Below are 22,000 nucleotides of genomic sequence, written 5' to 3' on the forward strand. Positions count from 1 at the left end.
ATAAGAAAAACAGACTATCACACAGGTGAAGTCTGTTTCTCCATACTTTTATTTTTGTACATCTGCCCATTTTAAACTAGTTGCCGGGCCGAATTGATGTACATATAAATCTTTCACATATGGCTTTTGTAAGTATGATAACCCGCGCTGGAATACCGGTGCTATTACTGCATCATCTAGCAGCATTTTTTCCGCATCTTGCATTGCTTTCCAACGAGTTTTTTCATCATTACCTAATTCTGTTTTAATCTTCTTAATTAAAGCGTCATATTCCGGATTTGCATATTCTGTATTGTTCACACTGCTTCCAGAAAGGAATACTTCTAAGTAAGTCATTGGATCTGGATAATCCGGTAACCAGCGTGATAGTGACATTTCATATTCTTTCTTCTTCTCTAACGCTAGTTTTTGCGTATGCGGTTGTAATTTTACATTTACCTTTAAGCCTGGTAAGTTTTTCTCTAGCTCTTCTTTAATGTATTCTCCTACTTTTTTGAAGTTTTCTAAGTCATAGTTTAATAACTCAAGCGTCACTTCATTTGTACCTGTTTCTTGCTTCGCCTTTTCCCAATATTCTTTCGCCTGTTTTACATCCGTCTTATTAAACTCACCTGCCGTACTTCTAAAGTCTTTTTTATCAGGGCCTTTTAAGAACCCTTTAGGTACGTAATAGTTCGCTGCTACCGAACCATCATTTAAAAACGAAGTCGCAAGTCCTTTCTTATCAAACACTGTACTTAGCGCAAGACGTGCATTTTTATTTTTAAGAATCGGTACATTTTCATTGAATCGGAAGAAGTACATAACTGGATCTGTATATTGTTTTAGCTCTTTATTATTTTTATATTTATCTACGAATTCTGTAGAAATGACAGCTCTATCAACTTTATCTGTTTCATATAAATTTACCGCAGTTGAAATTTCTTTAACAATTTGATAGTTTACTTCATCTAGCTTCACTTCTTTTTTATCCCAATACTTATCGTTTTTCTTCATCGTAAAACTAGCTTCATGCTTCCAATCAGATAATGTAAATGGCCCATTATATACCGTTTTATTTGCTTCTAATCCATATTTATCGCCTTGCTCTTTCGCATATTTCTCGTTAATTGGATAGAAGGACGGTAAAATAAGTAGTTTCGTAAAATACGGTACAGGATGTTCCAACTCCACAACGAACGTTTTATCATCCTTCGCTTTTACTCCTAATTCCTCTAATCCTAGTTGTTTCTTATTTATTTTCTCCGCATTTTTCACATCGTACGCAATGTATGCATATTGAGAAGCAGTATCCGGATTAATAAGCTGCTTCCAAGCATATACGTAATCTTGCGCTGTTACTGGATCTCCGTTAGACCACTTCGCATCACGCAAGTGGAATGTATATGTTTTCCCATCTTTACTCACTTCATATTTTTGTGCTCCAGCCTCAATCACTTCATCATTTTTCGATAAACGGAATAGTCCTTCCATTACGTTATTTAAAACGTTAAATGATACTGCATCTGTTACTTTCCCTGAATTTAACGATGGAATTTCACCCGTTTCTAGTAACTGTAATACTTTCTTCTCATCTTTCGGCTTTGTCGTTGTTTTTTCTTTTGCGCAGCCAACTAAAATCGAAGAAACGAATAGAGTACTAACTAATGAGTAGCGAACAAATTTTTTCATTTGAAAACCCCCTCTATTTTTTAAGGTAAGTAACGACGAGCACCAGCGTATTCTTCTATATATCCAGGTGTATTTAACGGGATAATCTCTACTGATCTTTCAGCTCTTGGTGAGTGAATCATATTTCCGTCACCAATATACATTCCCACATGATGGACACTACCTTTCCCTTGATCATATGCAAAGAAGATTAAATCTCCTTTTTGTAAATTTTCTTTATCCACTGCAACTCCATTTCTCGATTGCGGACCAGAATCTCGTGGAATTGTAATACCGTGCGATTTATAAATCGTATGTGTAAATCCAGAGCAATCAAATCCGAAACCACTTGTACCAGCCCAAATGTACGGTAATCCTAAAAACATTTTCCCTGTGTTTATTAAATCATCGGCCGTCGGGGTTGGAATATCATTTTGAGAACGGTAAACCGTTCCATCATTTTTTCGTAGCCAAGCTTTCTGCCCATTTGGTAGCAACACGCGGTATGAAATCGTATCTTCACTAAGTAGCGGCAGTCGCGTATTATAGCTCACTTCAAGCGATTTATGTTTTTCAGAAGGATTTATATATAAAATGGCTGTCGGTTTTGTTACTAATACGAAAGGTTCATTTGTTTTATCTGCAAATTCTTGATTATATGTTAACTGTTTTTCAGGCATCCATCCTGGGTAGCCTTCTTCATTTCGAGGTGTTGGCTGGCCATGAACTAACACTTTCACCCAATCCCCTTTTTTATCTACAACTGTTACTTCTTGGCCTAATAACGCTTGCGTTTCTAATTTATTTGCACTTGTTAACCAAAGTTTCTCATCAAGCGTCATCGATTTCGTCCACTTCCACAAATCAACTGGATTTGTAGCACTTGGTGCATCAATTGGCCGTAATGAATCAGGCGTGGTCCAAAGTGTTGCAGCAGATACATCGATAAACGCCTTACTATCTTTCTTTTCTTCAGCATTTGCTGATGTAAACGATGAAAATATAAATAAAGTTGTTAAAAATGCAGTTCCTACTTTTTTCATAAATATCCCCCTTAAAAGATAGTTTTCTAGTTTCTTCTCTTAAGATTTACTATTCACTGTCGATTGAAGGTTTACCTTTGATCCTGAATAAGTCATTCCTTCCGGTTCTTCCATTAACCAAAGAGGTGCATCTAGATCAAAGTAATGAATATTAGGATGTGCAGCTGCTAAATGAGCTACAGCACTAACAGAAAGTGAAGATTCCATCATACTACCGACCATACATTTTACACCAGCTGTTTCGGCGATATCGGCAATACGCCACGCTTCGCGAATGCCACCACATTTCATTAATTTAATATTGATTAAGTCTGCATATCTTCCTTGCACAATTTTTAATGCATCACTCGCTGAAAATATGCTTTCATCTGCCATAATAGGTGTTTGTACATGATCTTTGACGTACTTTAATCCATTCCAATCTTTCGCATGAACAGGTTGTTCAATAAATTCAATATTTAAATTGCGATTTTCCATCTCTTTAATGATAGAAACTGCCTCTTTTGGATTCCACCCTTGATTTGCATCTAATCGTAACGTCGTATTTTTTGGTACGCTATTTCGAATTGCTTCAATACGTTCTAAGTCTAAGTGTGCAGATTTCCCCACTTTAATTTTTAAAGTTTGAAATCCTTTTTCTACATGTTGCTTTGCCTCTTTCGCCATAATGAACGGTTCATCTACACTTACAGTAATATCTGTGTGAATTTCTTTTTTTCCACCTAATAATGCGTAAAGTGGAACGTTATGATACTGACAATACACATCATATAAAGTGATATCTACCGCCGCTTTTGCACTAGGATTTCCAATACAACTCATTTGAATGTGCTGTAGTAACTGCTGAAACTGAATAATATCTTGACCAATTAAACTTGAACGCATCGGCCCTAAAATTGCTTCTTCAATCCCACTAGCGAAATCCCCCGTAATAACTGGTGTTGCAGCTGCAGCACCCTTGCCAACAATTCCTTCATCTGTATGAATATATACGTCTATACTTTCTATTTCGGTTACAGTACGAAGCGCCGTTTTAAACGGTGTATGCAGATTTACACGTCTACGATTTACTTTTACATCAGTAATTTTCATTTTGTTCATCCTTTCGTTTTCTCGCAAAATAGAACCTTAATTCACAATGATTTTGGAGCAATACATCTCCTCTTTTGCCTACTTTTCATGTGGAAGGTTAATGGGAAATAAAAAAATCCAGCCATAAGAAGATTCTTACGGCTGGATTTTGTCTATGAATGTGTAGACAAAGCAGCGATTTGATTATATTTTTTCTGTGCATCTTTTAATGCTACAAGTAGTGCTTTTTGAGACGAACCGAAATAACGATCTTTTATTTCCATTACTAATTCTGGGTCATTAATATTTTTATGTAGAAATAAATATTTAACGAATTGAGATGTTAATGCAATTGTCGCTGAGCAATCTGCATCTACAATTTCCCCAGTCTCCTTAACAAGTACAAACGCTACAAAATAGCTTTTAAACTTTTCGGTAATGGGATTATTTTGAGGTGCTTTCGCATCCCCTACGACATAAATTGTATTTGAAGCGTACACAGCTCTCTTCCTTTCTAATACGGGATAACGGTTTTCTTAATAGTCGTATGAGTGATAAACTCAACATGGATTAAAAAATGTATCCGCTTACCTTGTATTATAATACAATTGACAGAATTTTAACAACATTTATTTTCGTATATATTCCATAAGTACAAAAACAGCTCGAGCTCTTCATTTTTACAATATGTAATTGTTTCTTGTACCATGACATTCATACATGAAAAAACAGCTAGCTATTGCTAACTGTTCTATTACACTACTTCGGCAACACAAATATAGTTTCATTTGATTTAGAAAATTGATATTCTCTTCTCGCAAACTTTAAAATTTCTTCTTCATCGTCTGTTAAATTTTCTATGTTAGTCTTTAAAGAAGCCTTATCTTTCTTTAAAGAAACCAATTGTTTTTTTTGGTTCGTTATTGTATCTTTTTTTTCTACAATTATTTCTTGTTGTTTCGTTAAAATAAATTGAACGTACAAAGTAGCCGCCGCAATAAATATAAACATGAATATAAATCGCCTTAGTTTTTTCTTATTAATTGCTCTATTTTCATTAGACTGTGATAGTTGTTCTTGTATATTAGGAACATTTATTCGCTTGAGTTTCCTCATTATGAAATCCCCCTAACACATATATTTTCACTACCATCGGCATGATTTCTTATTAACTTTAATTCTATTCTTATAAAATAAGCTCCTTCACAAAAATATCTCACTAATTAACCAATTAAAGATAGCATTCGACGACATTTCCATATTTACATTGCATTTTTTTATGTATGCTGGCATAAAATAGTAGTTTCTGTTATTCTTTTTCTACTATTGTAGAAGAGTTTTTTTACATACAAATTTCTCCTTGTTTTAACATGATTACAAGGAGAAAAGAGATGCATTTTCGTACATTCAATAAAACTAGAATGACTGTTTAAGAGCTTAAGTTTAGAGCATAGATCATACCTATATACACTCAAAATAAGAAAAAAGCCCAATTTGGGCTTTTTTAATTTTGTAAATCAATATCATATTCCATACTTTTTGCCGTATCCTCAGCAACCTCCACACCTAACAAATTTTTCACAATATGAAATGACATGTTAATACCAGCTGAAATTCCGGCTGATGTAATGATGTGCCCTTCATCTACAAATTTCACATTCTCCATTACTTCTACATTCGGAAAATCTTTTTTAAAAGTTTGAATACTAGACCAATGCGTTGTGGCTTTTAAGCCATCCAGTAAACCGGCTTTTGCAAGTAATAACGCTCCAGTACAAACTGAAGTTATTAGTTTTACTTCTTTCATTTGCTGACGAATCCAATTGATTATAATATCATTTTTCACTTCATTTTCCCGTGCGCCTTTACCACCTGGAATGATTAATATATCAACTGGTGGTAAATCTTCAATACTATAATCAGGCTTTACCTTTAATCCGTTTCTTGCTGTAATCATTTCTCCATTTTGGCTAACTGTATAAACAGTAAATGGTTTTTCTTCCTCCACTTCGGTTACAGAAAAAACTTCAAATGGTCCTGCAAAATCTAACACTTCTACATCATTAAATAAAAATATGCCTACGCTCCATTTATTTATCATACGTTCACTTCCTGTTTTAAATGATGTAAAAGGTGATCATACCCTTTTTCTAACGCAATATCATAAGCTGTTTTTCCATCATTTTTCTTAATCGCTTTTTTAGCTCCATTTTCAAGAAGTAACATAACTATTTCTTCACTTCCTAATAATGCTGCTTCATGTAACCCTGTCCAACCACCACTTTGTATAGCTTTTACATCTGATCCTTTTTCAATTAAGAAAGCAACAAGCTCACTTTGTTTATTCGCGATTGCCGCTTGCAAAGGTGTATTTTCATTTTCGTTTTTTGCTCTAATATGTATATCTGCACCACTTTCTAAAAGAAAACTTGCTATCTCTTTTTGTCCAAAATAAGCCGATAAATGAACTAGAGTCCAACCATCGTCACTAAATTCGTTAATAGCACTTGGATTCGTCTTTATAAACTCCACCACTTCTTCCTTATTACCACTTATAATAGCTTGTACTATTGATTGTAAAATCGCCATAATAATCTCCCATCTCTCAAAATATTTAAGTATACTCTTCTATATGTTCTATTGATTATTATATTTTCCTGTCAACACAGTAGTTTACATAATAATATTATCTATTTTTCGTTTTAAAATAGTGAGAACTATGATTTAATTTCAATATATCAAATAATATTATTCCAATAAAAAACAATCCATTTTTAAAATGGATTGTTTTTTTTATTTCTTTTTTGTGCGGTTTATTTTATTTTTCTATTTCCAATAATGATTTCATTCCCATTAATAAAAATGAAATGCGAATATTTAAATGCGAATTGCAGTACGTTTTTTCATTTGAAAGCTATTTTTTCACTTATCCTTACATTTGAAAAACATGAATATAAACCCTCTAAAATCAGCAGTCTTATCATACCAATCTATAACAATTCTGTCTTCTTCCCTTACCTGTTTCCTTTAACACATACGATTTTAATACGAGCGACGTTAATGAATCCGTTAATGTTTTATATGATAAATTAGATAATGCTAATAGATCGTTCGTATATAGCATTCTATGCTTCTCCAATAATAATAGTACTAATCGTTCAGACGGTTTTAATGCTTCGTCACTTTCTAGTATAAAGTCTATATTTTTCATTTCTCTAATTATTACTCCTTATATAAAAAAATACTTACGCAACTAATTTAATATAAAAATAATACACAACAAAACTTGAGGTATATTAAAATAACATCGTTCCAAAACACTATTATACTATAACATAGAAAAAGCATTCCCCGAAATAGGAAATGCTTTTTTAAGTTACTTATTGGTTTCTTCTCAATTAATATGTTCTACCTTAAATATTTCTTGCAATATGCGGCTTACTATAATGACTTGTTCCACCACCGCCTACTACTACTTTACCGCCTTTTTCAAAAATTAATAATTTACTTGAACCATCTGCAAGAAGTACTATTACTTCGGCATTGTTACTTGTTGCTACATAAATTACATAGCCACTTTTTGATATACATGTTTCCCAATTTGCATCAAATTCTGATCTTACTACACGATTGGAATACACTTGATTTTCAACTCTATCTTGTGCTTCGTTTTCCAAAATTTATCCCCCCTACTTCTCTAAAATATCATTTACAAAAAATAACGGTTCTTTTTAAAATAGTAACTCCCTTTAATATAAGTAGTATATGTATTTAGTAGAAGGATGCTTGGACAACTGGAACGTAATACCATGTAAGTGATATACAATTGAAATAAGGCAATCGATACTGTATCGATTGCCTTATTTTCATAAATAATTCTTTATTTTTCGTTTCGCACCGCTTCAAAAGTAAACATTTGATTTGCATTTGACGGTTCTTTTTCATAAACATAGTCAGCGGAGCACGTAATGTTAGAGAAACCTATACTTTCTAGCAGAAGTTTAAACTCTTCTATTCCATACCAGCGCACCGCAAAGCGTTGCAATTCCGTTTGTACTAACTGCCCTTTACTCCATTTTTCATATTTTAAATATGATAGAGTAACTTGGTTCAGCCAATCTATTTCAATTGATTTATTTTCTAATGTAATTCCGTCTCCACTCGGCAAAGAAAAAGTCGATGTATGAATTTCCCCAGTTTTCCAGTCATGCGGAAGCATAATATCTACGATTAATCGCCCGCCTAGATTAAGATGTTCATAAAAACATTTCAATGCGTTTATCGAATCCGTACGATTTTCAATTAAACAAAAAGATCCAGTAGGAATGATAATTGCCTCGTATTTATGTGGCAGTGAAAATTGTTGTAAGCTTCCTTCATATAAATTAGGATGTAAGTTTCTCTCTTTACATCGCACGCGGCACGATTCTAGCATTTCAGGTGAATAGTCTATCCCATCTACTTTAAATCCAGCCTCTAGAAGTGGGATAATGACACGCCCTGACCCAACCGCTGCTTCGAGAATTCTTCCGGTGCAATTTTTTAAACGTTCTTTGTAATACTCAATATCACCATTTAAAGAATAACCGACAGGCTTAGTGAAATCATAAAGTTCCGTGCAAAGTGTACTATAAAAACTAAACATTTATTTTCTCCTCCGTTTTTACGTACGGAAGATTTTCTTTCAATTAATCTTCCTGTACCTTTATTTTTAATAAAAATTCGAAAGAGCTGACTGTCATAATATATCACTCGCTTTCCATATAATATAATCATATTATATTCTCATCAAAATGAAAATTCAGGCTTTTTTGAAAAGGAGGATGTGATGAATTCATTAATTATATTTCTTTTACTTCTTTTTGCTTTAAATGCACTAACTTTCTTTATAGCAAAGAAGTATAAACGAATATGGAAAATAGCTAGTGGCATTTTCATACTTTCTTCTCCCGTTGTTTTCTTTGCCACTTTGCACGTTATTGGTGAAAAAGTAGAGGAGATGGATTCGCTGGAGGTTTTGCTGGGCTTATCTTTAGTGGCCTATTGATCATAAATGTCATTTTTTTATTTATTGTAAGCTTTTTTGTATCTACCAATAAACATTCACATTAAACTCCCCCTTTTCAAAATGTAAAGAGCTTACTAGGCGGTAAGCTCTTTATCCATAACTATTTATTTCACAATTGGCAATGTCACTTCACTTAATTTCACTGTAAGCTTCGTGCCCGCTTTCGGCCTAATTGTATAATCATAATCACTAGCAATTAAAACGACCCCAATTTGATGCCCCGCTTTAAATATATAATCATCTGGCTGCATGTCCCATGTAAATGTATAATCTTTACCTGGTTGAATCGCTGTTGAATTTTCTATACTCTTTAAGTTTTGTAGATCCATCCAGCCTCTCGTTACGATTTCCGGCTTCGTTCCTCCGTAATCAACAAGTAAAGCAGTTAAATTTGATACAGATTGATCAATATTTCCTGTAATTGAAATCTTTGGTGTACCGCTTATACGTGTATCTTTTTGCAATACAGGCATTGTATACACTAAACGATTGGCTACTTCGAGTTCTGGGTTTGCTATTAATTGATTTGATTTCATTTTTGCATCATCTGCGAATGAGAAAACTTTATTTGCAGAGCCCATACTTAATGGCAAATTAACTGCTTTGTTACTTAAATACATACGAACTTTGGACGGCACCGCTGATGGATCTGGCCAATTTTTTAATTTTTCCCACGTTTTATTTTCACGTTGTACATCAACCATCGGTTCATTCATGATTCCATTTTCAATTCCATACAACCAATAATCGAGCCATTTATTTTGTGTTCTTTGCCAGTCATTCGTTGATGTTCCACCATGTCCACCTTGATGTAACCACATTTTACGAGGAACATTATTTTCTCCAAGTGCATCCCACCATTGCGCGAACTGCTTCGTCTTTACATTCCAATCATTTAAACCATGAACAACAAATACGCTTGCTTTTACATTTTTAGCATCTTTTACATAATTACGTTTATCCCAAAAATCATTATAATTACCAGTTTTCCGGTCCTGTCCTGCTGTTAGCTCTTTTATTACTTGTCCACAAACTTCTGGATTTTCTCTTGTTAGTACTGCTTCTGCCATATTATCTGTATCTTCTCCTTGATATCCACCTGGCGCAATGACTGCACCATTTGCACGATAATAATCATACCAACTACTAATCGCCGCGATTGGAATAATTGTTTTTAATCCTTCCACACCAGTCGTCGCAACAGCATTCGGTAAGGTACCATTATAAGAAACACCTGTCATACCTACATTTCCTGTAGACCAATCAGCCTTAACTTCCTCACCATTTTCTGTATATGCTTTCGCACGTCCATTCACCCAATCAATGACAGATTTCGTCCCTAATATTTCTTGTTCGTCTCCAGTAGTCGGACATCCATCTGATTTTCCAGTTCCAATACTTTCACCTAAAATGACTGCATAGCCTCTTGGCACATAATAATTGCCGTACGAACCAAGATTAACAGCTCCATACGGTTTGCCTTCATACGCATACAATTCTTCATCTACATTATATACAGGAACATCTTTTAAACCCGCTCGATATGGGCTCATTTCATATATAACGGGCACTTTCACATTAGGATCTGTTTTTGGGCGCATAACTTTTACTGACACTCTGTCTTTTTTTCCATCTCGATCACTATCAACTTCCGTCTCTACAAATAGATTTTCAATGATTGCTTCGTCAAGCGAATAAATCGGTTTTGTCATCCCATTTTCTAATTCGACCTTCGTATTTGATTGTACCCCTTCTGAAACTTTCCCATTTAACTTCACATCATTCTCATTTATGTAGTTTGTTTCTTTATTGTCTGCATACGCAGTCATACTAGAAACTCCCGATGTAACTGATAAAGATAAGATTGTTGATAATGTAATTGCTATTTTCTTTTTCCCCATACTCTTTCCTCCCTATATATTTCTCCTTTTACTATACAGTAAAATTACTGAAAATTCAGTTTATATTTCATACAACCACTTGAGAAATTTGTAGATCACTCTTTCAACAGGCTTTCAAGTTTATATATTTTGAATTACTACTTACATATAATCAATAAAAAACATCGCCTATTAATAGACGATGCTTCTACTAGTATTAAATTAATCGTTCTTCATATTTATATAAAATCGTATCTCTCCCTCTAAAGTAGAAACTCCATAGTCAAAACCATGTCTTTCTAAGATGCTTTTCACAATTGCTAAACCTAGTCCTGTGCCTGAATAGTCTTTACTGCGAGAAGATTCTAAGACGTAAAAGGGTTCCCAAATTTTATCAATATCTTTCATTTGTTCCGCATTCATACCATTTTGAATTTGAAAATATACACTTTCATTTCGTTCTTCTAAAGTAATTTTTATATGTTGATTTGCTGTATATTTTATCGCATTTGAAATTAAATTTTGAAACACCATTCTCATTTTATTTACATCTGCATAAACAACTGCATCGCCAGCATTATAGTTCACATGCAAATCAATTTCTTTCGACTCTAACTCAATCTTATGCTTATGTAATATACTTTGAACTAGTGATTTAATAGAGAATTCTTCTTTTTGTAAAACATCTCTTTCTAGTTTAGAAAATCGTAATAATTCTTCAATTAAGTTCGAAATGTGATCAGTTTGTTTAATAATAGTATCTATGTATGTACCATCATCTAAACCATCTTTTATTCCCATAGAATATGCTTTCACTAATGCGATTGGCGTTTTTAATTCATGTGTCACATCACCCATAAATCGTTTTAAATGTTCATTTCGATCTGTTAAATCTTCATGTGCCTCATTTAGTTTATCACTCATGATATTAATACTAATAGCTAAGTCTCCGATTTCATCATTTGTTTTCACTTTCGCTCGTTCAAATTTCAAATTTGAAATATCTTCTGCAACATCACTTAATTCCTTTAATGGTTTGGTGATTGTTGTTGAAAGTATCCATACAAGTACGATAATAAGAAAAATCGTAATGCCTAACATGTACAAATAAAATGAATTTAACGTTTTTATTACTTCATTAGAATGTGCAATCGAAACTCCTACTAAAATCAACTTATCATCTTTCGCAATGTATTTCACAAAAAAGCTAGATTTCATCTTCTCTTGATCATATATTTTATTCGATTGTCCGACGTTCTTTACTTTCATTATTTCTTCTTTTGTAATCCAGAGTTTATTAAGGGCAACTCTCTTTTTTGTAAGTTGCATACGTAACTCATCATTAATATGATCTTCCGAATGGCTAATTGATGTATACGCAATCGTAACATTCCCCTCATTTTCAATGCTAGTAATTGATTCATCCAGTTGTTTGCTCGATGTGGACTGTATTTGCGCTGTAATACCTTCTAAACTTTCTCGCGTTTTGTAAATATTATATTTCGGTAAAAGATAGTTAATTAATAATAAAGATATCGTAAAAATAAGAATAACAGTTAAGGAAATGCTGAAAAATAGCTTTTTTCCAAGCTTATTCACTCTGTTCCTCCAAACTATATCCTAGCCCGCGGTGCGTTTTTATAATATTTTCTCCAACTTTTTTACGTAATCTTCTTACATGTGTATCAACAGTTCTCTCTTCACCAAAATAATCAAATCCCCATACGATATCTAACAATTTTTTACGAGTTAAAATCATGCCTTTATGATTTAAAAAACACTTTATTAATTCTAGCTCTGTTTTTGTAATATCTAACTCTTTGTCATTTTTATAAACTTTATTTTTAGCGAAATCTATTTTCAAATCTTGAACTTGAATGACATCATCATGCTGTATTAGCTTTTTCGCTCTAGTTATTAATACGCCTGGATGAAATGGTTTTTTTACGTATTCATCTGCCCCGCTTTGAAGCGCTGCTAATTCATCTTCGCTCTCACTTTTCGCCGTAAGCATTAATACTTTAACGCTTGAGTTCTTTTTTATTTCCTGACAAACAGTAATACCACTATGTTTCGGCATCATCCAATCTAAAATAGCTAAATCAATTTTCTCTTCATAAAATATTTGAAGTGCTTCCGCTCCATCTTTCGCTAATAAAACTTCGAAGCCTTCTTTCTCAAAATAAGCCTTTAAAATCCTTAACATATCTTGTTCATCATCTGCGATTAATACTCTCATACATGATCCTCCATTACTTTTAAACAAAAACCAATTGTATTATACAACTTCTTTGTTACATCAATGTGACAGAAAAATATTTGAACCTTTTAAGGGTATAGTAAAGACGAGGTGTTGTACTATGATGAAAAAAATCGGGGTCATTACTCTACTTTGTTTTTTATTATCGACAAATGTGTTCGCAAATAGTAATCAACAAATTGAAGTATTTGATTGTCAAAAAGAAATGGTCGTTCAAAAGCAATCTTTAGATCCAGTTATTCAAAAAGAAGCTATTCAATACGCTAAATCCATTACTGGCCCGTTCAAAAACTTAAACGTCGTTCCAAAAGATGGTCACATGATAAAAATCCCTTTATCTAAACCAGTTTCTATTACAAATCAATGGTTACATACAACAATTGATGAAGTACTTATTCTTCTCCCGCTTAATCAAAAGCCTTATATTATGCTTTACGATGATGAAAATAATCCGCATTTTTATTATGTGAAAGGTGATCCGAAGGGATTATTGAAAGAAATGAATGTGAAACATAATTAAATAGAAACAAGAGACTTTATAAGCTTATAAAGTCTCTTGTTTTACTCATATAATACTTTAAAGTGACTCAATCCTTTATAAAATTCTCCTTTCACAAATCCATTTGCAATATAAAACGCATCACCTTGTTTCGTATCTGTATATAAAACAACCACTTTAAAATACTTTTCCGCATGAGATAATAGCTGGTTTAATAACAAGTTCCCTAGCCCTATACGACGGTAATCCTTTGAAATATAAAATCTCCTCACCCTACCAATCTTATAATTTTCTGTATACGGATCCTCATTTAGCCCTCCTATTCCAATTAACTTTTCTCCTTGAAAAATGCCATATAAACATTCACCAGTTTTATTAAAGGTGTTTATTTTATTTTCGTATTCACTTATAAGTCTAATTAGAAAATTAAATCCTTCTTTTTTGCTTTCTTGAACAAGATAATCGTGCTCGTATTTTATTAACTCTTCAATTTGTTGAATATGTATATCTTTCAAGTAAATCCCCCCTTAATATGGAAACACATAAAAATGCTCTAGAATTATTGATTCTGAGCATTTTTATGATCGTTATCTTATTCAATTCGTAGTATGTGTATTCTTCACTTCAATTTTAAATCGATAATATAGTTGTTTAAGTCTCATTGAACTAAAGTAACTGTTTGCTTAAATGAATAGATTTACATTTATAATGTCTCTCAAATATAATATCAATTTATAAATTCATCATTCTACTCTAACATGTTCAAGTTAAGTTATAATTTGTTAATCTATACGCTTGTGTAACCACAGTTCAAATATCTTTAACTGTTCTTCAGTATGAAAATAATGTTCACCTGTCTCCATGATTTCTAATTCACAACGATGTTTTTTTCTAAAATCATTAATAGTTTCAAATTCGCACAGTTCATCCTTGGCTCCGTACATAATATATGTATCCGTATCCCATGTATTAATAGGATGTTCTTTTACATAACATAAATAATCCCAATATAATTTTTGACCAATCGGTATCTCTATAGTCATTTCTTTTTGCAAAAGTTCTGGTGTTACATTAAACCATCTCATCATATTTTCGATAATTCGTTCCATATTAACTACTGGTGATAAAAATAATGCCTTTTCTATCACATCATTTTGATAGGCTACAAGGCTAAAATAAGCTCCGATACTACATGCAAACACGCTTACTTCTTTCCAATGTTCTTTTGCGTAATTCATAATTATAGATAATTCACTAACACAAACCTGTACTTTGCAAAGTGTATTATCATTTGTTCTTTCTCCATGCTCAGGTAAATCAAAGCTTAATACTTGATAGCCTTTTTGATTAGCTTCTTCAGCTAATATTTGAATAACTGCATCTTCCTTATTTGACATATTTCCATGTACCGCAATAAAAATTTTTTCACTCTTACCTCCCCATAAAACCACTGGAATATTACCAATTTTAAAGTAATCTTTAATCATATTTCCTCCGTAAAACAAGACATATAAGAATTAGCAAAAACTACAGAAACTGTAAAATGCACCACTCGATTTTTAAGAAATTAAACTATTACAAATTCATCGTAAATCAATTAAAATCTTATTCTACCTCTGCATAACAGCATCTATTTTGAATTAGAAAACTTTACTTTTTCCACTTCTTCAGGAGCTATAAACTCTTATTTTAATTCCTTATTCAGCTAATCTACTTCGTTAGTGGAAGAATAATTTTTAACAATTATATTATTTTTTAAATAGCTCTATTATAAATTAAACACCTTTACTATCTCTGCACAGCTGACAACATCCCCTTCAACTCCAATAAATCATCTATTACTATATCCGCCTGAGCAAGCTCATCTTCTTGTGCAAAATCAAAATTACATCCAATCGCAATCAAACCATTTTCTTTCGCTGCGTTTATATCAGATAACCGGTCCCCAACTACCGCTACCTTTTTTATATCATATTTGTTCAAAATACTTTCCACTAAATCGCTTTTATTAAGTGAATTTATTTGTTCAATACTAAACGTTTCAGTAACCCATCGGTCTAAATCATAATAAGATACGATTGCTCGTAAATATTCAATTAAACCATTACTAGCAATATAAATTGAACAATTATTTTCTTTTATATATGCAAACACTTCTTTTACGTTCGGGTATAAAGCGCCTTTTCCACTTTTAATGTTTTCAATTAATCTTTCTAAAAAATATGCATCTGTTTGTTCTCTTACTTCAAGAGAATGGTTCGGTAATAAAGCTTCCCAGACTTTCGGTAATGGAACCCCCATAATTTCACGGTATTTTTCAATAGGTGTTACCGTATCCCATAACTTTAGTGATCTTAAATGATCAAATGTATCATCTAATGATAATTCTAAAATTTTATCTGTTTGAAATAACGTTCCGTCCATATCAAAAATTAGTGCTTCTAACATGTCATTTTCTCCTTTTGCTCTATATGTTTTACTCGGTATATTTTTCAGCATCTCAACGATAATTTCTGAACAATAATTTGCGGCTGTTTTTGCGAAATCATCATAGGAAATTTGAGCGTCATCGTCTGCACTGTCAGAAATACATCTTATAACTAGAAATGGTACGTCATTTATATGAGCAACATGTCCTATTGCTGCACCTTCCATCTCTGTACAATGCGGTGCATATTCAGCTATTAATTTCGCTTTTAGTTTTGAGTCTTCAACAAAACATTCACCGCTTACAATTCTTCCTTCATGAACTCCTATATGTAAATTACTACTGTTGCATGCTGTACGTGCTAACTCTACTAATTTCTTACTTGCGACAAATTCTTCTTGGAACGGGAATAAGTTTTTCATTTGTGTTTGACTTACATCATGGTGGGTAACATTCGTTGAAATAACAATATCACCAACTTTTACATCTCGGTGTAACCCTCCAGCAACACCCGTATTGATGATAGCGTCTACATCAAATTTATGAATTAAAGTTTGCGTACATGCGGCTGCATTTACTTTCCCTACACCACATTTTGTAACAATTACTTCAGTTCCCATGAATTCTCCAACGTAAAATGGCATTCCCGCAATCGTCTGTTCCTCTTGTATAGCTAGTTTTTCTAAAAGTAAGTCTATTTCAATTTGCATTGCTCCGATAATGCCGATTCTGTTCATGTATGTTGTCCCCTTTTTTCTTATAAATCTACTAATATATTATGTAATGCACTGTAATTTTCAGCTATCCAATTCATTTCATCTGCAAAACGTGAAGGTGGTACACTATTCTGATCCATATTGGTATGAATCCACCATGTACTCTCCATATACCAAAGCATTTGAATTGCCCGAACAATACCCCCTACTGGAAAGTCTAATTTATTACGGTATCCCGCTAAAAATGATGCAATAAGACTCTTATTTAATACTCCATCATGTAAGGCACAAGATATAACCGCACGCCCAATGTCCAATTCTACATAATCATAATCCATACGATCAAAATCTAGAATTGCTGAGACTTCATCATTATGGAATAAGAAATTATCTACCCATAGATCACGGTGCACCCATCCTTTTTTACTACTATAAAATTGATCTATATTTACTAATTGTGTTGCTTCTTGCTGTAATTTTATATGGGAGAGAATATGTTCTTTTCCTAACTGTTCTGCTTCTCTCCTTTTATTTTCCCAATGTTTTAACCTTTCCTCTTTAGTTGGCAGAACAAATTTAGGTTTTTCTCCTTTTATTAAAGAGCCATCATTTAACAAATTATGCATTTGACCTATTGTTTTACCAAGAGAGTAGATTTCCTTTTCATTCAATTTTCCAGGTGAAATTAGATTACCTTCTTTATGTTCTAAAACTATAAATCTTTCATTATTTTTTGATAAATGCATTACATTATTTTTATAAGTTAGGAGCTTCGGACAACTTACACCATTATCATGTAATCTTTGTTGTTGATGTAACGCTTGTATTAAAAGTTCTGGGTTATACATTTTGTATCGTTCTTTATTATATTGCTTTAATACAAAAGATCCTGCATCTGTTTCGAGTTTCCACTTCAAATTTAGCCAACCACGATGAATAGGTATTGCATTTCGAATTTCAAACTCAAATAAAGATTCGCACTCCACTTTCAGCTCTTGAAAAATTTTTTTAGCTTTTTCATTAGATAACGGCACTATCATCTTGTTTATCCTTTCTTAACTTGGTGTTCCTTTCATCCTCTCTACCATAACTGAAATTAAAAATTTCGGAAGTACAAGTTGTCTCTTTAATCTTTTCGGCTGTGAAAGTAACCTATACAGCCATTCAGTTCCAGTATCCCTCATAATTTTAGGTGCTCTTTTTACAGTACCAGATATTATATCAATCATGCCTCCGATACCAATAGATAGCGGAACGTTTAATGTTTGCATGTTTTCATAGATGAATTCTTCTTGTTTGGGTGAACCTAGTCCTACTAGTAGTAAGTGCGGCTTAAATTGCTTAATTTTTATTTTTACTTCTTCTATTTCTTCACCATTTATAAAACCATGTTGTCCTTTAAACTGTGCCCCTGGGAACTGCTCACTTAATTTTTTTAGTGCCTTTTTATTACTTTCTGGCGCAGCTCCAAAAAGAAAGACACGATATTCATTGTCATTACAATGCTTTATTAACTCATGAGTAATATCTGCCCCAGTAACACGTTCTTTCAAAGTTCCTTTTAATATTTTCGATCCTATTATGACGCCAATCCCATCCGCTGTTATTAGATCCGCAGATAGTAACATCTTTTTAAATTGTTTAGATTTAGCCGTGCTTTCCTTTGCAGACATCACAATCTCAGGATTTGCAGTTACTACAAATCTTGGTTTCTCTTGTTGTTCATGTAACCAACCTTTTAGCAAACTTATAGCTTTTTCATATTCTAAAGTTGAAAAAGGTATTCCCTTTATAAGTTGGTGATCCACTATACTCTCTCCTTACATAAGCCTCAAGTATTCATCAATATCTTTAGAAATTTGTCTAAAAGCTTTATCCCAAAATGCATAGCTTGTTATATCTATTTCAAAATGTTTTTTCATAAGCTCTTCCACTGGAGCTTTTCCTGTTTCTCGTAAAAACTCTTTATATTTCGAATGAAAAGTACTTTTACTTTCTTGAGCTATTTCTAATAAACTAAAACTAGCTAAATACCCAAATGTGTATGGATAATTATAAAAAGGAACATCTGCTATGTAAAACTGAACATATTTCATCCAAACAAATGGCTGATATTCTAATAATGCATTCCCGTATGCTTGTTCTTGCGATGCAATACATAATTTCTCGATTTCATCAGCACTTAAAGGGCTCTCTTTACATTTTTCATAAAAGTTCTTCTCAAATTCAAATGATGATCGTATTGCCATTACATAATTAAAACAGTTCCTTATTTTCCAACTAAGCACTGACTTTTTCATATCTATACAATCTGTTGTTTGAATTAGATAGTTTAAGAGTACCGTTTCAAAGAAAATAGACGCTGATTCAGCTGTACTCATTGGCAAATAATCATCTAAAAAAGAAGTAGATTGTTCAAAGCTCATATTATAAAAATGCCAAGCATGTCCTAGTTCATGTGCAAGTACTCTTACACTATCAATACTTCCATCATAACGCATTGAAATTCGCGATTCTTTCTCACTGAAGAAAGGAGCGCAAAACCCACCTGGTGCTTTATTATCTCTCAGCTCCGCATCTACCCATCCATTCTCTATTGCATTCCGTGCAAATTCTGCTAATTCTTTATCTATATTTTCAAACGCATCGTATATGTTTTGAACCGCTTCTGAAAAAGAGATATGAACCTCATTATTTTCCTTTACGGTCATAAGTTCATGCCATGTAATCGTAGCTTCTTCTTTCTTATACACGTTTACAATACTTGCTAATTTATTAAGGTTTTCTTCTGCCACATTCCACATTTGTAATAATCCATTTTCAGAAATGCCATTCGCATGTAAAGATTGAGTTAAAATATCTATGTCTTCTAATTCATTACTCTTTGTATTACGTAATCTCCCTATTTGATTCAATACAGTAGCAAAAATTTCTTTTTCCTTATGTAAAGCACATGTTAATGACTCGAATACTTCTACTCTTTCCTTTTCATTATTACTATTCATTGCAATATTATTTGCTTGGCCGAATGATAATTGCTTATTATTGTGCTCTATTTCTAATTTATTTCTTAATTGTATGTACATATTTTCCCATGCTTTAAGTTCATCTTTTATTAAACTATTATTAATATTATTGGAAATTTCACTTTGCTGTATTACTTGCTGCACTTCACTTTTTAATTCCTTTACTTTCGCAGTCAATCTAGTATTATCCGATGCAACACTTTCTTCAGCCGATCGACAGTACAAATAGTATTCTGCTTTTTCAATAGCTTGTATAAGTTTTGAAAGGACCTCTACATCTTTTGTCTCATAATATTGTTCTTTCAATTCCACTATTGGAGTTAGAATATCCTCAACCGGATACAATCGATCTAAATTCCACCTAGCAATTTCATGCATTTTTATAGCCGCCTCCTATTTTTACAAATAGTTACAGATATTTCTCCCTACACAATTATATATGAAATGAGAAAATTTTAACATATTTAAACATTTGGATTTCTATAAGCGTATTCTTATTTATACTCTTTTCTTCTACTACTGAAACGCACATACCATAAACATATGAATGCTACGGCTACTGGAATCAATATTACTCCTCCAATAAAAGGATAAACTACTACGCAACATGTAAAAGCCACTATAGAAAGAATTTTACCTAACTTATTCTTTATTAATTTCATCCCAGCCGCAGTACCGACTATATATGTAACAATTCCTAACGAATTCGGTATTAAAACAATTTTATCTATGCTAATATGGAAAACGAAACTTATTAACAAACCTATTATTGCAATAAAACTTACAACTTTTACTGCATTTGTTGGTGTTTCTCTTTTTTTATTAATATGCGCTAAATAACACGGTGCAACTTCTTCTTTTCCTAGTGAATAACCTAAGCGCCCCATACTTGCGATAAATGCATTTGTCGTCCCTAAACAAATGATAAAAGCTACAAATCCAATTATCCATGTAAATTGGTCGCCTAATGCTTGCTTCATCACAAGCACAAGAGCTGTAGTATTATCAGCGTTGATATGATAGGATTTCGTTCCAATTACTGATAATGCAATACCTATATATAAAACTCCAATAATAACAATCGCAAATCCCGTAGATAAAATAATATTTCTTTTTCTAGGTGATTTAAATTCAGGAGCTAAACTTGCAATAGCTTCCCAGCCGAAAAAAGACCAAAAAATTAATAATGATGCTTTTATGATTGGGTCTATTTCTTGCATAGAAATATGTACGTTTGTATTTTTCATTTCAATATAAGGTAGTGAACTAATAATTGTTACAATTAAAATAAAGAAAGTTAATACACCAATACATACTTGAAACCACCCAGTCATTTTTAACCCATATAAATTGAAACCAATTGAAATACTTAAAATAATAAGTGCTATAACATAAGAAAAATATGATGATAAATCAAACACTCTCACTATATACATTCCACCAGTCATTGAGACAACAATTTGCCCAACACTACCTGCAATAAAAAAACACCATCCTATAATAGCACCTATATTTTTACCGAAAGCTTTTTCTGCAAAAGTAGCTATTCCACCAGCACTTGGATGCTCAATCGATAAAAATGCGAATGTGAATGCAAGTGGAATACTAAGTGATATCATAATAAGCCAAGAAACAATTGCATTCCCCTCTGCTACACTCGCTGTCATACCAGGTAATATAAGAATTCCTGATCCTAGAACCGCTCCGACGTATAAGGCTGTTCCCTTTTTAATAGAAATTGTTTCATCAAAATGATTAGACATTACATGCACCTCCATTTATATTTTAATTATAGAAAGTTATCATTCTATTCAATATACAAAAGTGTATGTAATTTAACATTGGATTTTATATTATGTATTCATTTCAGAAATTTACTTTCAATTTTGCAAAGGAGCATAATTCATGGATGAAATTGACAAGAAAATTACGTTATTACTACAAGAAGATGCCAGAATGACAATTACAGAAATGACTGAGCACTTACACCTCAGCCGCCCTAGTGTTACAGAAAGACTAAAGAGATTACAAGATACTGGAATAATTGAAAAATATACCGCTCGGATATCATTAGATGCAGTTGGAAAATCAATTCAAGCATTTTTAAGAATTGAAAACTTAAAGATTCCTTGTAAAAAATTTGAGGAGAAAATCTACGAAGAATATAGAATACTCGAATGTCATCGAGTAACAGGTGAAAGTAGCTATTATTTAAAGGTAGCAGTTCACTCTATGAAGGAATTAGAGGAGTTAATTGATATCGTGATACCATTTGGAACAGTCAAAACTTCGATGATTTTATCTTCACCAATACCATATCGACCGATTATTACAGATTAATAAGAAAAAAGGATTGATC

General features: G+C 32.6%; 22 protein-coding genes and 1 pseudogene. 3 read left to right on the plus strand and 20 right to left on the minus strand.

Annotation, left to right across the window (positions count from 1 at the left end; translation table 11 throughout):
- Positions 1–48 precede the first annotated feature (48 nt).
- From BGI23_RS13735 to BGI23_RS13780, 10 genes are all read right to left on the minus strand, one after another.
- Positions 49–1,671 (minus strand): peptide ABC transporter substrate-binding protein, encoded by a 1,623-nt coding sequence (locus BGI23_RS13735; RefSeq protein ID WP_070806252.1) that lies wholly within the window; start codon positions 1,669–1,671, stop codon positions 49–51.
- Between the two features lie 20 nt (positions 1,672–1,691).
- Positions 1,692–2,693 carry a C40 family peptidase gene (locus BGI23_RS13740; RefSeq protein WP_000755453.1) on the minus strand — a complete coding sequence of 334 codons (1,002 nt, stop codon included), beginning with the start codon at positions 2,691–2,693 and terminating at the stop codon, positions 1,692–1,694.
- Positions 2,694–2,732: 39 nt separating this feature from the next.
- Positions 2,733–3,794 carry a dipeptide epimerase gene (locus tag BGI23_RS13745; RefSeq protein WP_070806253.1) on the minus strand — a complete coding sequence of 354 codons (1,062 nt, stop codon included), beginning with the start codon at positions 3,792–3,794 and terminating at the stop codon, positions 2,733–2,735.
- A 143-nt stretch (positions 3,795–3,937) separates the two neighbouring features.
- Positions 3,938–4,264, minus strand: a complete 327-nt coding sequence (locus BGI23_RS13750; RefSeq protein WP_000271328.1) for a DUF3870 domain-containing protein — start codon at positions 4,262–4,264, stop codon at positions 3,938–3,940.
- 259 nt (positions 4,265–4,523) lie between these two features.
- Entirely contained in the window at positions 4,524–4,880 is a 357-nt protein-coding gene (locus BGI23_RS13755) for an FtsB family cell division protein (protein ID WP_070806254.1), read from the minus strand.
- Between the two features lie 388 nt (positions 4,881–5,268).
- Complete coding sequence (locus BGI23_RS13760) at positions 5,269–5,865, minus strand: DJ-1/PfpI family protein (protein WP_070806255.1); 597 nt, start codon at positions 5,863–5,865, stop codon at positions 5,269–5,271.
- Positions 5,862–6,353 carry an ankyrin repeat domain-containing protein gene (locus tag BGI23_RS13765; RefSeq protein ID WP_000996345.1) on the minus strand — a complete coding sequence of 164 codons (492 nt, stop codon included), beginning with the start codon at positions 6,351–6,353 and terminating at the stop codon, positions 5,862–5,864. The genes BGI23_RS13760 and BGI23_RS13765 overlap by 4 nt, the downstream gene beginning before the upstream one ends.
- A 391-nt stretch (positions 6,354–6,744) precedes the next feature.
- Positions 6,745–6,975: a hypothetical protein gene (locus BGI23_RS13770; RefSeq protein WP_000789033.1), complete on the minus strand. Its 231-nt coding sequence runs from the start codon at positions 6,973–6,975 to the stop codon at positions 6,745–6,747.
- A gap of 202 nt (positions 6,976–7,177) precedes the next feature.
- A complete protein-coding gene (locus BGI23_RS13775) occupies positions 7,178–7,441 on the minus strand; it encodes a hypothetical protein (RefSeq protein WP_000426643.1) in 264 nt (87 codons plus the stop codon).
- A 203-nt stretch (positions 7,442–7,644) separates the two neighbouring features.
- Positions 7,645–8,409, minus strand: coding sequence for a class I SAM-dependent methyltransferase (locus BGI23_RS13780; RefSeq protein WP_070806256.1), 765 nt, complete (start codon positions 8,407–8,409; stop codon positions 7,645–7,647).
- Between the two features lie 183 nt (positions 8,410–8,592).
- Here BGI23_RS13780 and BGI23_RS13785 point away from each other — a divergent pair.
- A pseudogene (locus tag BGI23_RS13785) lies at positions 8,593–8,876 on the plus strand (hypothetical protein).
- 60 nt (positions 8,877–8,936) lie between these two features.
- Here the strand turns inward: BGI23_RS13785 and BGI23_RS13790 are convergent.
- The 3 genes from BGI23_RS13790 to BGI23_RS13800 all read right to left on the minus strand — a co-directional run bounded on the left by BGI23_RS13790 (position 8,937) and on the right by BGI23_RS13800 (position 12,951).
- Positions 8,937–10,733, minus strand: coding sequence for a Xaa-Pro dipeptidyl-peptidase (locus BGI23_RS13790; protein ID WP_070806257.1), 1,797 nt, complete (start codon positions 10,731–10,733; stop codon positions 8,937–8,939).
- A 201-nt stretch (positions 10,734–10,934) separates the two neighbouring features.
- Positions 10,935–12,311, minus strand: a complete 1,377-nt coding sequence (locus BGI23_RS13795; protein WP_070806258.1) for a sensor histidine kinase — start codon at positions 12,309–12,311, stop codon at positions 10,935–10,937.
- Entirely contained in the window at positions 12,304–12,951 is a 648-nt protein-coding gene (locus BGI23_RS13800) for a response regulator transcription factor (protein ID WP_070806259.1), read from the minus strand. The genes BGI23_RS13795 and BGI23_RS13800 overlap by 8 nt, the downstream gene beginning before the upstream one ends.
- 121 nt (positions 12,952–13,072) lie before the next feature.
- On the opposite strand from BGI23_RS13800, the gene BGI23_RS13805 reads away from it, so the two are divergent.
- Entirely contained in the window at positions 13,073–13,492 is a 420-nt protein-coding gene (locus BGI23_RS13805) for a hypothetical protein (protein ID WP_070806260.1), read from the plus strand.
- A gap of 41 nt (positions 13,493–13,533) precedes the next feature.
- Here BGI23_RS13805 and BGI23_RS13810 read toward each other — a convergent pair whose 3' ends face one another.
- The 7 genes from BGI23_RS13810 to BGI23_RS13840 all read right to left on the minus strand — a co-directional run bounded on the left by BGI23_RS13810 (position 13,534) and on the right by BGI23_RS13840 (position 21,404).
- Positions 13,534–13,986 (minus strand): GNAT family N-acetyltransferase, encoded by a 453-nt coding sequence (locus BGI23_RS13810; protein WP_070806261.1) that lies wholly within the window; start codon positions 13,984–13,986, stop codon positions 13,534–13,536.
- A 267-nt stretch (positions 13,987–14,253) separates the two neighbouring features.
- Complete coding sequence (locus BGI23_RS13815) at positions 14,254–14,958, minus strand: alpha/beta hydrolase (RefSeq protein ID WP_070806262.1); 705 nt, start codon at positions 14,956–14,958, stop codon at positions 14,254–14,256.
- Between the two features lie 301 nt (positions 14,959–15,259).
- On the minus strand, positions 15,260–16,636 hold the full coding sequence (locus BGI23_RS13820) for a 5'-methylthioadenosine/adenosylhomocysteine nucleosidase (RefSeq protein WP_070806263.1): 1,377 nt from the start codon (positions 16,634–16,636) through the stop codon (positions 15,260–15,262).
- A 20-nt stretch (positions 16,637–16,656) separates the two neighbouring features.
- Positions 16,657–17,655, minus strand: a complete 999-nt coding sequence (locus BGI23_RS13825; RefSeq protein ID WP_070806264.1) for a phosphotransferase — start codon at positions 17,653–17,655, stop codon at positions 16,657–16,659.
- A 15-nt stretch (positions 17,656–17,670) separates the two neighbouring features.
- Positions 17,671–18,423 (minus strand): WecB/TagA/CpsF family glycosyltransferase, encoded by a 753-nt coding sequence (locus tag BGI23_RS13830; protein WP_070806265.1) that lies wholly within the window; start codon positions 18,421–18,423, stop codon positions 17,671–17,673.
- A gap of 12 nt (positions 18,424–18,435) precedes the next feature.
- Positions 18,436–20,019, minus strand: a complete 1,584-nt coding sequence (locus tag BGI23_RS13835) for a M3 family metallopeptidase (RefSeq protein ID WP_070806266.1) — start codon at positions 20,017–20,019, stop codon at positions 18,436–18,438.
- 116 nt (positions 20,020–20,135) lie between these two features.
- Positions 20,136–21,404 (minus strand): APC family permease, encoded by a 1,269-nt coding sequence (locus BGI23_RS13840; RefSeq protein ID WP_070806267.1) that lies wholly within the window; start codon positions 21,402–21,404, stop codon positions 20,136–20,138.
- A gap of 142 nt (positions 21,405–21,546) precedes the next feature.
- Here BGI23_RS13840 and BGI23_RS13845 point away from each other — a divergent pair, with 142 nt between their 5' ends.
- Entirely contained in the window at positions 21,547–21,981 is a 435-nt protein-coding gene (locus BGI23_RS13845; RefSeq protein ID WP_000343327.1) for an Lrp/AsnC family transcriptional regulator, read from the plus strand.
- The last annotated feature ends 19 nt before the right edge of the window (positions 21,982–22,000 follow it).

Origin of the sequence: Bacillus sp. ABP14 (genome assembly GCF_001831375.1) — a bacterium.
GTDB classification, from domain to species: Bacteria; Bacillota; Bacilli; order Bacillales; family Bacillaceae_G; genus Bacillus_A; species Bacillus_A paranthracis.

Bases quoted from the DNA above. Each gene is read 5' to 3' on its own strand.
- BGI23_RS13735 (WP_070806252.1), bottom strand. From the start codon at position 1,671: ATGAAAAAATTTGTTCGCTACTCATTAGTTAGTACTCTATTCGTTTCT.
- BGI23_RS13740 (WP_000755453.1), bottom strand. From the start codon at position 2,693: ATGAAAAAAGTAGGAACTGCATTTTTAACAACTTTATTTATATTTTCA.
- BGI23_RS13745 (WP_070806253.1), bottom strand. From the start codon at position 3,794: ATGAACAAAATGAAAATTACTGATGTAAAAGTAAATCGTAGACGTGTA.
- BGI23_RS13755 (WP_070806254.1), bottom strand. From the start codon at position 4,880: ATGAGGAAACTCAAGCGAATAAATGTTCCTAATATACAAGAACAACTA.
- BGI23_RS13760 (WP_070806255.1), bottom strand. From the start codon at position 5,865: ATGATAAATAAATGGAGCGTAGGCATATTTTTATTTAATGATGTAGAA.
- BGI23_RS13765 (WP_000996345.1), bottom strand. From the start codon at position 6,353: ATGGCGATTTTACAATCAATAGTACAAGCTATTATAAGTGGTAATAAG.
- BGI23_RS13770 (WP_000789033.1), bottom strand. From the start codon at position 6,975: ATGAAAAATATAGACTTTATACTAGAAAGTGACGAAGCATTAAAACCG.
- BGI23_RS13780 (WP_070806256.1), bottom strand. From the start codon at position 8,409: ATGTTTAGTTTTTATAGTACACTTTGCACGGAACTTTATGATTTCACT.
- BGI23_RS13790 (WP_070806257.1), bottom strand. From the start codon at position 10,733: ATGGGGAAAAAGAAAATAGCAATTACATTATCAACAATCTTATCTTTA.
- BGI23_RS13800 (WP_070806259.1), bottom strand. From the start codon at position 12,951: ATGAGAGTATTAATCGCAGATGATGAACAAGATATGTTAAGGATTTTA.
- BGI23_RS13805 (WP_070806260.1), top strand. From the start codon at position 13,073: ATGATGAAAAAAATCGGGGTCATTACTCTACTTTGTTTTTTATTATCG.
- BGI23_RS13815 (WP_070806262.1), bottom strand. From the start codon at position 14,958: ATGATTAAAGATTACTTTAAAATTGGTAATATTCCAGTGGTTTTATGG.
- BGI23_RS13820 (WP_070806263.1), bottom strand. From the start codon at position 16,636: ATGAACAGAATCGGCATTATCGGAGCAATGCAAATTGAAATAGACTTA.
- BGI23_RS13825 (WP_070806264.1), bottom strand. From the start codon at position 17,655: ATGATAGTGCCGTTATCTAATGAAAAAGCTAAAAAAATTTTTCAAGAG.
- BGI23_RS13835 (WP_070806266.1), bottom strand. From the start codon at position 20,019: ATGCATGAAATTGCTAGGTGGAATTTAGATCGATTGTATCCGGTTGAG.
- BGI23_RS13840 (WP_070806267.1), bottom strand. From the start codon at position 21,404: ATGTCTAATCATTTTGATGAAACAATTTCTATTAAAAAGGGAACAGCC.
- BGI23_RS13845 (WP_000343327.1), top strand. From the start codon at position 21,547: ATGGATGAAATTGACAAGAAAATTACGTTATTACTACAAGAAGATGCC.